The sequence below is a fragment of the Nocardia sp. GTS18 genome, from assembly GCF_013839555.1.
GTDB classification, from domain to species: Bacteria; Actinomycetota; Actinomycetes; order Mycobacteriales; family Mycobacteriaceae; genus Nocardia; species Nocardia rosealba.
Map to the genome: position 1 here is coordinate 37,611 of NZ_JACBIU010000036.1, position 8,696 is coordinate 46,306.

Below are 8,696 nucleotides of genomic sequence, written 5' to 3' on the forward strand. Positions count from 1 at the left end.
CGAACCGTGCCAGACGCCGCAACCGCTGTTCTCTCCAAGCCACCCGCAGAACCGGTGGCCTCCGCGAAGGACTTCCGCATCGCGCGATGGATCGCGCTGATCGCCGGACTCCTGGGAGCCGTGTTCGCGGTGGCGACGCCGTTCCTGCCGGTCACCCAGACCACCGCGCAGCTGAACTGGCCGCAGAACGGCAAGCTCGGCAATCTGCAAGCGCCCCTGATGTCGCAGGTGCCGATCGACCTGAACGCCACCATTCCGTGCGCTGCGGTCGACCGGTTGCCCGCCCAGGGCGGCATGCTGCTGGCCACCGCACCGCCCCAGGGTGACGGCGCAGCGCTCGAGGCGCTGTTCGTTCGCGTCTCCGACACCGCCGTCGACGTGGTCGACCGCAACGCGGTGGTCGCCTCGGCGCCACGTTCGGAGATGGGCGGCTGCTCGACCATCACCATCGCCTCCGACCAGCACCGCACCCGAGCCTCGTTCGACGGCCTGATGACGGAGATCGAGCGGCCGATCCCCGGTCAGCCGGGCGCGACGGAGACGGTGTTGGTCCCGGTGGAGGGCGAGCTCGGTGGCGACCTGCGCCCGCAGATCGTCGGCGTGTTCTCCGATCTGGAAGGCGAAGTACCCCAGGGTCTCTCGCTCACCTCGACCATCGACACCAGGTTCTCGTCGAGCCCGTCGGCGGTGAAGCTCATCGCGATCATCGCGGCCGTGCTGTGCACCCTGCTGGCACTCGGTGCGCTCGCCCAGCTCGACGGCAGCGACGGGCGTGGGCACCGCCGGTTCCTGCCGAAGAACTGGCTCAAGCCAACTTGGGCCGACGGCGCGGTGATCGGCACGCTGCTCGTCTGGCATTTCGTCGGCGCCAACACCTCCGACGACGGCTACATCCTCTCGATGGTCCGGGTGGCGCCCGAAGCGGGCTACATGGCCAACTACTTCCGCTGGTACGGCGTGCCGGAGGCGCCGTTCGGCTGGTATTACTACGTCATCCAGGTGTTCGCCGAGGTCTCCACGGCCAGCCCGTGGGTGCGCGTCCCGGCCCTGATCTGCGCGATCCTGTGCTGGATGGTCATCAGCCGCGAGGTGGTGCCCCGCCTCGGCAACGCGGTCAAGCGCAGCCAGGTGGCGCTGTGGACCGGTGGCCTGGTGTTCCTCGCCTTCTGGCTGCCCTTCGACAACGGCCTGCGCTCGGAGCCGATCGTGGCCCTCGGCGCGCTGCTCACCTGGGTCTCGATCGAACGCGCCATCGCCACCGGCCGGCTGCTGCCCGCCGGGATCGCGGTGCTCGTCGCCGCGTTCACGCTGGCCGCGGCACCGACCGGCCTGATGTGTGTGGCCGCGCTGCTCGCCGGTATCCGGCCGCTGGTGCGGATCATCGTGCGTCGTCATCGCCAGTTCGGCACGGCCGCGCTGCTCGCGCCGATCGCCTCGGCGGGCCTGCTCGTGCTCACCGTGGTCTACAGCGACCAGACCTTCGCCGGTATCCAGGAGGCCAACCGGGTGCGCCAGGCCACCGGACCGAACCTGGCCTGGTACGAGGACTACCTGCGCTACTACTACATGTTCGTCGAGACCGTCGACGGCTCGCTCGCCCGCCGCTTCGCCTTCCTGGTGATGCTGCTGTGCCTGTTCACCACGCTGCTGGTGCTGCTGCGCCGCCGTCAGGTGCCCGGTATCGCGTCGGGTCCGACCTGGCGTTTGATGGCCGTGGTGTTCGGCACGATCTTCTTCATGATGTTCAACCCGACGAAGTGGACCCACCACTTCGGCGCGTACGCGGGCATCGCCGGATCGCTGGCCGCGGTGACGGCCGTGGCCGTGTCGCAGAGCGCGTTGCGTTCGCGTAAGAACCGGGCGATCTTCCTCGCCGGGCTGCTGTTCGTGCTCGCGCTGTCGTTCTCGGGCATCAACGGGTACTGGTACGTGTCCAGCTACGGCGTGCCGTGGTTCGACAAGACCATCTCGCTGCGCGGGGTGCACTCCAACACCGTGATGCTGATCCTGTTCGGTGTCGGGTTGGCGCTGGTCGGCTGGTACGCGCTGCGCGAGGACTATGTGAAACCGCAGCCGTCGGCGAAGACCAAGCGCGGCAGGCGGATCCGCAAGTTCGCCGCTATCCCGCTCACCGTCGTGGTCGGGCTGATGGTCGCGTTCGAGGTGCTCTCGCTGGTGAAGGGCGCCACCCAGCAGTACCCGGCGTACTCGCTTGCCCGCTCCAACATCGACGCGCTCGGTGGCGAGAGCTGCGGCCTGGCCCGCGACGTGCTGGTGGAAGCCGACCCGAACAGCGGCAGGCTCGACCCGATCGTCGACCCGTCGCGCCCGCTGGTCGATCCCGCCGACCCGCTACGCGGCACGCTGGCCGAAGGGTTCAGCCCCAACGGCGTGCCGGGCGACCTGTCGGCCGATGCCGTCGAGGTGAAGCCGGGCACCGGCAACACCAGCAACCAGTCGGTCGGCGCCGCTTTCGCCGAAGGTGAGAGCGCGGGCACCGGCGGTGGTGAGGGTGCGCGTGGTGTCAACGGGTCGACCGTCGCCCTGCCGTTCGGCCTCGATCCAGCGCAGACGCCGGTGCTCGGCTCCTACCAGGAGGGCATGCAGCAGCGCGCCCGCCTCGAGTCGTCCTGGTACGGGCTGCCCCCGCGCACCGAGGAGTCGCCGCTGGTCGTCATCAGCGCGGCCGGTCGCATCGCCTCCAAGGACGACACCGGCGCCGACAAGTACGGTCAGTCGCTGCTCGTGGAGTACGGCACGCGCAACCCCGACGGCAGTGTCACCCCGCTCGGCACCTACCAGCCGCGCGATATCGGCCCGGCACCGTCGTGGCGCAACCTGCGGGTGCCGCTGGCCGAGCTGGCGCCCGAGGCGGACGCCGTGCGCATCCTGGCCAACGACCCGATCCTGATCGGCGACCAGTGGCTGGCGTTCACCCCGCCGCGGGTGCCCAAGCTGCAGAGCCTCGACAGCTTCATCGGCCGCACCCAGCCGGTGCTGCTCGACTGGGCCGTCGGCCTGCAGTTCCCGTGCCAGCGTCCGTTCTCGCACGAGAACGGCGTGGCCGAGGTGCCCAACTACCGCATCCTGCCCGACCGCCCGCTGGCCATCTCCTCGACCGACACCTGGCAGGCCCAGGAGTTCGGTGGCCCGCTCGGCTTCACGCAGATGCTGGCCGCCCGGGTGACCATCCCCACCTATCTGAAGGACGACTGGGCCCGCGACTGGGGTTCGCTGGAACGTTACGACCAGCACATCCAGGCCGAACCGGCTCAGCTCGAGACCGCGACGACCGGTCGCGACGGGTTCTGGAGCCCGGGACCGCTTCGGGTGTTCTGAGGCGGGAAAGCGTGAAGGCGGGGACCACCATCGTGGTCCCCGCCTTCGGTTTGTATGTCGTGGTCGGGTAGTCAGACGTTCAGCAAGCGACGGTTGAGATCGCGGCGTAATACCTCCTGGGAGGGCAGTCTTTCCAGCACCCGCATCACGGCAGGTCGTAGTTCCTTCTTCTCGTCGTCGCTGAGCAGGTCGACGAGATCCCGCAGGTCCATGTCATCGAAGGCTCCTGTCATACCCACCAGGGTACGTGCCCAAACCTGAGAACGGGCCAAGTTGAGCCGCTCCTTAACGGGTCTTTCACCGAACCGAAATGTCCAGTGACACTAGGGTTTTCGTGAAACAGCAGCGCAACTGCCCGATCACTGCCCATGCGCTGCCCCAGTCTCTACCGCGCGCGGATATCCGGCTCCTTCGCCCGTCCGGACTGGTCTACCACCCGCACTGTGATGTCGGCGGCCGGCGCCGGTTCGTACGGGGTGAACCGCTCCAGCGAGCCCCAGTCGCGACCGAGATCACTATCCAGATAGGTGGGCACAGTCTCGGCCTTCATCAGCAGACCTGTCCAGCCGAGCGGGCCGCCGCCGATGTCGTCCTGCCAGGCGTTGGCCGCGTCCGAACCCACCCGGTCGGGCAGGATCCGCCACTTCGGCGCCTCGGCGACACCGTCGTGGTGCTCGAACGGGCGCTGACAGGGGAACGCCAGGCCGACGTGCCAGTCCAGCAGCACGGGATCGGTGTGCCCGACCACCGAGTCGAGGGAGGCCAGTTTCGGCAGGCGCGGCGGGGTCACCGCGAGCCACTGCTTCTGGGTGATGTCGTTGTCGGTGGCCACCAGGCGTACCGCGTTCACGCCCGCGGGCAGGCGGTCCAGCGGCACACGCAGGTTGCGCCACGACGGCGACGGACCGATGTCGAGGGGCTGGATCGAGCCGGTGACCTGCACCGATCCGTCCTCCGCCCGGGTGCCGTACTCGACCACCAGGTCCTGGCCGTAGTGCACGACGCCGTCGTTGTCGACGTAGCGGATACGGCCCGCGGCGGTGACGACCAGCGCCTGGTAGGCGGGATCGTCGCGCACGGCGTCGACATCGGCGCCGTACCACTGCGAGGTCAGCTTCGCCTGCTGCTGCACGCCGTCCTGGTAGGAGCCGAGTACCGGCGTGCGGGCCGGGTCGAGGCCGAACGGCAGGGCGACGGTGCTGCCGTTGATACCGGCCTCGGTGCTCGTGCCGCCGCCGGTGCCCGCCCCGGTGGTGTTGGTCGTCTTGTTGGCCGAATCCTTGTCGACGGAGTTGGCCCCGCCGACCACGGTCTCGTCGGCGTCGGCGGTGAGGTCGGCGGCCACACCGTTCGGGGTGAAGGCCGCCGATTCGGTGCTCAGTCCGTCGGCGGGAGCGCCGGTGATGGGAGTGAGCAAGGAATCGGCCGTATTCGTCTCCACCAGTACGTCGTTGGCCAGGGCGCACGTATCGCCCTGCAGCGACTCGATATTCGACTTGGCGATCGAATAGGCCGGATACTGCGTGACCGCGCCCTTCAGCATCGAGGCCACCTCGAATGCCACGAGCAGCGCGGCCGCGATCGTCAACGGCATGGTGGCGAAACGATCGAAACGGGCTGGGCGTGAAGGCTTGCGGTACGGGTCGCGCAGGTGGAAGTACAGGGCGACGAGCAGGGCGAGCACGCTGAGCCCGAGCAGCAGCGTCGACACACCCTTGCCCGCGACCATCGGCGCCTTGTCCCAGAACGGCACCCCGAAGCTCGACACGTACCACCAACCGTTGGAGCCGGTGAACGTGAGCGCGAGCAGGAACAGGACCGCCGCGGTGAACAGAGCGCGATTGCGAGGTGCGCGAATACCGTTGGCGCCCACTGCGACAGCGGCCAGTGCGGCAAGCGACCCGGCCAGGCCCGCGTACACGCCGAAGTGGTGTGTCCACTTCGTCGGCGTCCACATCATCAGCAGCAGCGCACCGAACACGATGCCGAGAATGCGCACCGACGGGCCGCGTGAGGTGCCCGGGATGCGGCCCTTGCGCAACACCTGCAGGATGCACACCAGCAGGCACAGCAGCATCACGAGGACACCGAAACGCCTGGCCAGCGAGCCGTCGGGGGAGAGCATGAACAGCGAATCCCAGCGGGTGCGTTCGTCGAACCAGGCGGCGTTGGGGCCGACCAGGGTGCGCACGCGAGTGGCTTCCATGACGGTCGCCAGGGTCTGGTCGGCGAAGACGACGATGAGAACCAGGGTGCCTGCGGCTATGCCCGGTGCCAGGAGGGCGGCGTAGCGGAAGATCTTGGCGGCCAGGGAAAGTCGACCCGATGCGTGGGCGCCGTCGGCTGTGCTCCGGGCCTCGAGCTTGCCATCGGTGATCGGCGCTTCTGTCGGGGCGGGTGCGCCGGCTGTGCTGTCCTCGGCGGCAGCGTCGAGTCCGTCTCTGTCAGCCGCGATTTCGCGAGGACGTAGACCTTGGGCGCGCTTGATGATGATCTGCATGACCGGTCGCGTGCCTGCGATGAGCGCGGCGATGCAGATGAGTCCGGTCGGTCCTGCGGCGAGGGAGAACGCGGCGATGAGGATCGCGAGGGCGGCGGGGAGCAGGCGGGCGGTGGCGATCGCGCGTTCGATGGCGCACCAGGTGAGCAGGGCGCCGGCCGCGATGAGCGGTTCGGGGCGAAGACCGTTGTCGTAGGGGAGCCAGAAGGCGAGGAACACCAGGCCCGCCGTCCACAGCGCCACCTTGTCGCGGCGCACCCGGGCACCGAGGCGGGGCAGCACCTCCCGGCTGATCACCGCCCAGCACACCAGGCCCGCGACGAGGGCGGGCAGCCGCATCCACGGGCTGGCGTCGGAGATCTTCGTCATCCAGGCCAGCAGCTCGTAGGACCATCCGAACGGCGCCTCGGGCACCCCGAACCAGCGGTAGTAGTTCGCCATGTAGCCCGACGGGCCGGAGGCGCGCGCCATGTTCAGGATGTAGCCGTCGTCGGAGGTGTTGGCGCCGATCACATGCCAGCCGAGCAGCGTCGCCACCAAGACCACGTCGGTCGGTGTGATGCGCCACCAGTGCCGGGGCAGGAAGTGGCGGGCGCGGCGGCCGTCGGCGCGATCGAGCAGGTGCAGGGCGACCAGCGCGGCGAGGGTGGCGAGCGCGGCCACGATCATCACGGCCAGTTTCAGCGGCGTCGGGGTGGAGGTGAAGCGGGAGTCGATATCGGCGTGGAACCGGGCGCCGGTGAGCTGGTTCTCGTCGAGATCGGTGTACACCCCGACGATCTGCGGGCGCTTGTCGACGGTGACGGTGTTGCGGAAAGGGCTACCGTCGGCCCGGGTCACCCCGACGAACTCGACGGTCGTCGCGGCGATGGTGGAGTCGACCGCGATGTGGTCGCAGTTCGCGATCTCCTCGATCGGCGCCGACAGCATCGGCACATCGCGGGCCTGCACCGTGAGCACGCCCTCGCGCGCGACGACGCTCAGACCCTTGGTGATCTGCCCGGATTCGGCCGGGATCGTGGTGAGCAAGGTCGTCGGCTGCGGGGTGGGGTTCTCGCCCTCGGGACCGCGCACGTCACCGCCCGGCAGTCCGCGCAGCACCGGGCACGGCAATTGCGCGTTCACCTGCTGGGGCACGTACGACACGAGTGGTGCTTGCACACTCGTCGCGCCTGCCTGCGGCCAGTCGAGGCTCGCGCGGTCCTGGCGCACCGGCAACAGCGGTGTGAGCAGGGCAAGCACGAACCCGAGCAGCCCACAGACGAGGGCGATCAGGCGGTATCGGGTGAACGCTCGTTCAGATCGGTCCGGTCGCACGGGGGTTGATGCTAGCCACCCGACCCGATCGTGCGGGGGCGCCGCGTCCTATCCGGTCATCCTGTTCGACCAATCGAGCTGCGAGCGGGCCCAATCGGGAATCTCCGCGGCCGGACGCGGGTAGGCCACGAACTCGGCGCGCAGATCGTCGACCGACACCTCGGGCATCCAGTCGGCGACGGTGCCCGCCGAGTAGGTGGCCTTGAAACGGGTGGGTCCGGCGATGAAGATCTCCGCACTCAGCCACGCGCCGACCGCCGGGTCGTAGGACATGCGTTTGTGGTCGGCCAGGTATTCGACGACCTCGGTCGGCGGCACCATATTGGTGACCGACCCGTCGCGCTCCTTGACCTGAACGCCCGCCACCAGATGCCCGCCGACCTGCAGCGACCACAGCAAGGCGAACTTCTGACCGGGGGAGAGCATGGCGATCGCGGCATCGACCACGAACTTCTCGATATCGCCGAGTGAGTGCAGTTGTTCCCGTGGCGCAGGTTCGGCGTCCTGGCGATGTTCCCGCATCAGGAAATCGATTCGCTCCGGTCTGCTGAGCGTCATAGCTATACCTCTGCATCCGTACCGATCAGCGCTACCAAAACTGATTTCGGTCGGCCGAACTTGTCAACATTTCGCAGCGTACCCGCCCCGTCCGACGGACTGTGCGGTTTGTTCGCTGCAACCGCACATATTGTTGTCTATCGGTGCTCCGCACACCAGTAGCTACCGGGTGTCTATGGACACATGTCCGGTCAGGCTGCCGATGCGCGCAGGGCGAACCAGCCGTCGCCGGGGTCGGCGAAACCGTGGTAGACGAGGGGTACCCGCTGGTCCACGCCGAAAAACTGGTACACCGCCGCCATCGCCTGCCGCACCGAGTGCGCCTGGAAGTCGTCGATGCGCCGGGGTCCGATCCGGTGTTCGGGCAGCATCGAGAGCCGGGTGAGCTCCGCCGGATCGTCCATATCGAGGCCGATCGGCGCCGATTCCTCGATCAGATGGTCGTGCAGAACTGTGCGCGCGGCGGTGGGATCGTGCCGTGGGCCGGTGAACGCCACGCGCTGCATCCGGGCGAGCCCGGGCAGATCCAAGGGCGTACGCACCGCCTCGATGAGGTCGATCAGGTCGGGATCGGGTTCGGGCCCCCGTTCGGCCACCGGCGCCTGTTCCAGCAGATGCAGCATCTGCCCACCCCTGACCAGCGGCTCGGGCACCACGAACACACTGATACTCGGACAGATGCAATTCACTCCGGTGAGGCACACCCTGGTGTGCAACGGATCGGACATGAAGTCCTCCTCCGGTAACGGGCCACCCGGACCCACAACGTGCAGGATCGATAACCTTCGCCATCCGCCGACCCCCACCGACGACGACCGTTCCGCACCGCCAAGTGTAGTGCGCCGCCCCACCCGGAAGACAGGGTTGCGCGAACTCGTTTTCGCGGATCAGCGGTTGACGGTGATGAGAGTGAAGGGGCCGATGTCGGTGGTGGTGAAGGTGGGGGAGGCGACGGGCTGTCTCTTATACGTATCTGACGCTT

The 8,696-nt window shown here is 68.3% G+C and carries 5 protein-coding genes; 1 reads left to right on the forward strand and 4 read right to left on the reverse strand.

Annotated elements, in window-relative coordinates:
* Positions 1-6: 6 nt before the first annotated feature.
* Positions 7-3,339: an arabinosyltransferase domain-containing protein gene (locus HYG95_RS21695; RefSeq protein ID WP_181700528.1), complete on the forward strand. Its 3,333-nt coding sequence runs from the start codon at positions 7-9 to the stop codon at positions 3,337-3,339.
* A gap of 71 nt (positions 3,340-3,410) precedes the next feature.
* On the opposite strand, the gene HYG95_RS21700 is transcribed toward HYG95_RS21695, so the two are convergent.
* The 4 genes from HYG95_RS21700 to HYG95_RS21715 all read right to left on the reverse strand — a co-directional run bounded on the left by HYG95_RS21700 (position 3,411) and on the right by HYG95_RS21715 (position 8,442).
* Positions 3,411-3,572 (reverse strand): hypothetical protein, encoded by a 162-nt coding sequence (locus HYG95_RS21700; protein WP_157101793.1) that lies wholly within the window; start codon positions 3,570-3,572, stop codon positions 3,411-3,413.
* Positions 3,573-3,724: 152 nt separating this feature from the next.
* Positions 3,725-7,156: an arabinosyltransferase domain-containing protein gene (locus HYG95_RS21705; RefSeq protein WP_370465876.1), complete on the reverse strand. Its 3,432-nt coding sequence runs from the start codon at positions 7,154-7,156 to the stop codon at positions 3,725-3,727.
* Positions 7,157-7,204: 48 nt separating this feature from the next.
* Positions 7,205-7,714 (reverse strand): hypothetical protein, encoded by a 510-nt coding sequence (locus tag HYG95_RS21710; RefSeq protein ID WP_181700530.1) that lies wholly within the window; start codon positions 7,712-7,714, stop codon positions 7,205-7,207.
* Between the two features lie 191 nt (positions 7,715-7,905).
* Positions 7,906-8,442: a hypothetical protein gene (locus tag HYG95_RS21715; protein WP_181700532.1), complete on the reverse strand. Its 537-nt coding sequence runs from the start codon at positions 8,440-8,442 to the stop codon at positions 7,906-7,908.
* Positions 8,443-8,696 lie beyond the last annotated feature (254 nt).